This is a genomic window from Shewanella electrica (genome assembly GCF_022321485.1).
In the GTDB taxonomy this organism is placed as follows: Bacteria; Pseudomonadota; Gammaproteobacteria; order Enterobacterales; family Shewanellaceae; genus Shewanella; species Shewanella electrica.
Genome location: NZ_JAKOGG010000404.1, coordinates 1 through 262, shown reverse-complemented (window position 1 = coordinate 262; position 262 = coordinate 1). Strand labels below are relative to the sequence as shown.

1 protein-coding gene is annotated in these 262 nt (G+C 41.2%); it reads left to right on the top strand.

The window, feature by feature from the left end; translation table 11 throughout:
- Nucleotides 1-36 precede the first annotated feature (36 nt).
- Nucleotides 37-262: SGNH/GDSL hydrolase family protein (locus L9G74_RS24320; RefSeq protein ID WP_238898706.1), on the top strand; the 226-nt coding region annotated here is incomplete at its 3' end.

The following is a 262-nucleotide window of genomic DNA, read 5'->3' as shown; positions in this document are numbered from 1 at the left end:
ATGGCTTTTGTTGGTGACTCAGTTGGAAGAAATCAGATGCAATCCATGATTTGCCTCCTTTCAAGGGTGGAATGGCCAATAGATGTATCATACACTACCGATGAATATTTTAAGCGATGGAAGTACCCAAGTTATAACTTTACCATGGCCACCTTTTGGACACCCCATTTGGTAAGATCCAAAATGGCTGATTCACATGGTCCAAGCAACACTGGCCTTTTTAACCTTTATCTTGATGAGTTTGATGAGAAATGGACAACCC